3 protein-coding genes are annotated in these 2,095 nt (G+C 68.3%); all 3 read left to right on the forward strand.

What is annotated here, in order from left to right:
* The coding region (locus PGX04_RS11585) for an Asd/ArgC dimerization domain-containing protein (protein WP_273738650.1) at positions 1-436 on the forward strand (436 nt) is incomplete at its 5' end.
* A gap of 84 nt (positions 437-520) precedes the next feature.
* On the forward strand, positions 521-1,396 hold the full coding sequence (locus PGX04_RS11590) for an acetylglutamate/acetylaminoadipate kinase (protein ID WP_273738651.1): 876 nt from the start codon (positions 521-523) through the stop codon (positions 1,394-1,396).
* Positions 1,393-2,095, forward strand: a 703-nt coding sequence (locus PGX04_RS11595) for an aspartate aminotransferase family protein (protein WP_273738652.1), incomplete at its 3' end; no start/stop codon positions are given. The genes PGX04_RS11590 and PGX04_RS11595, both read left to right, overlap by 4 nt.

Genomic DNA, 2,095 nt, shown 5'->3' on the forward strand with positions numbered 1-2,095 from the left:
CGCGCCGACGGGCCACCGCCACGAGGCCGAGATCGAGCAGTTCCTCGACACCTCGGTCGCCTTCACCTGCCACGCCGTGGACATGGTCCGCGGCGCGAGCGCGACGAACCACGTCTTCCCGTCGGGACCGGTCTCGAAGGGCGACCTCTGGCAGGCCTACCGCGGCTGCTACGAGGACGAGCCGTTCGTCCGCATGGCCGCCGGCGGTTCCGGCGTCTACCGCTACCCAGAACCGAAGGCGGTCGCCGGCACGAATCTCGCCGAGGTCGGCTTCGAACTCGACCCGTCGAACAAGCGCATCGTCGTCTTCTCGGCGATCGACAACATGATGAAAGGCTCCGCGGGGCAGGCGGTCCACGCCGCCAACGTCGCGCTGGGGCTCGAGGAGACGGCCGGACTCGAGTTTACGGGGCTCCACCCCGTGGGGGCACCCTGAGATGACTACGCCAAGACGTTCCTGCTCGCGTTGCTGCGCGGGCTGCGACTTGTCTAGTCACACTCGCCACCGGAGGTGGCTCGCGTGACGGTAGTGGTCAAGATCGGCGGCGCACGCGCCGTCGACCCCGAAGGCGCGCTCGCCGACGTCGCGAGCCTCGTCGCCGAGGGCGAAAACGTAGTCCTCACACACGGTGGTTCGACCGCCGTCGACGAGACGCTCGAGGAACTCGACGAGGAACCAACCTACGTCGAGACTCCCGGCGGCGTCGTCGGGCGCTTTACCGACGAGCGCACCATGGACGTCTTCAAGATGGTGATGCCCGGCAAGCTCAACACCGATCTGGTCGAGAGCCTGCACAACGAGGGCGTCGACGCGGTCGGCCTCTCGGGCACCGACGGCAAACTGCTCGAGGGCAAGCGCAAGTCCGCCGTTCGCGTGAAAGAGGACGGCAAAAAGAAGATCAAGCGCGGCGATCACTCGGGCACGATCGACTCCGTCAACGCCGACCTGCTCGAGACCGTCCTCGCGGGCGGCTACACGCCCGTCGTCTCCGTTCCGGTGCTCGGGAGGGAGAAAGAGGGAGGCTACACCGCGGTCAACGCCGACGCCGACCGCGCGGCTGCGGCGATTGCAGGCGCGCTCGAGGGCGATCTGGTCGTTCTCACCGACGTCTCGGGGATCTACGAGGACCCCGACGACGAGTCGACGAAGATAGACTCGGCCGCGACGCCCGCGGAGTTCGAGTCGGTCAAGAGCGCCGCGGAAGGATTCATGACGAAGAAGGTCATGGCCGCCGAGGAGGCCCTCGAGGGTGGCGCGTCCTCGGTGATCGTCGCGACCGCCAACGCCGACGCGCCGATCACGAGCGCGCTCGCGGGCGAGGGCACGACGCTCGAATCCGGCGTGCTCGAGGACGACGAAACGGACGAAGAAACCGCACAGGAGGCCGCAGAATGAGCGACCTCGACTTCGTGTCCGGCAGCAAGCCCATCGGCATCGAACGCGGGGAGGGACCGTTTCTCTACACCGCCGACGGCACGGAGTACATAGACGCGGGCGCGAGTTTCGCCTGCACGCCGTTGGGTCACTCCCACCCCGCGGTCGTGGAGGCCGTCCAAGAGCAAGTCGGCGAGCTGACCTTCGTCGACTCCTCGTATCCCGTTCAGGCGCGCGAGGACGCCTACGCCTCGTTCGTCGCATCGACGCCGGGCGGACTCGAGTCCGCCTGGTTCTGCAACTCCGGGACCGAGGCCAACGAGGCCGCCCTGAAGTTCGCCCGGTCGGCTACGGGGAATTCGAAGATCGTCGCCGCGACCCGCTCGTTCCACGGACGGACGATGGGGGCGCTCGCGGCGACCTGGAAAGACAAGTACAAGAAGCCCTACGAGCCGCTGGCCGGCGACGTGGCATTCGTCCCCTACGGCGACGGCGAGGAGCTCGCGGACGCCGTGGACGACGAGACCGCAGCCGTCATCCTCGAGCCGATCCAGGGCGAAGGCGGGATCAACGTCCCGCCACAGGGCTACCTCGAGACCGCCCGCGAGTGCACCGACGAGGCCGGCGCGGCGCTCGTCTTCGACGAGGTCCAGACCGGGATGGGGCGCACCGGCGAGATGTGGGCCTGCCAGAACGCGGGCGTCACGCCGGACGTGCTCA

It is taken from the genome of Natrinema soli (assembly GCF_028618695.1).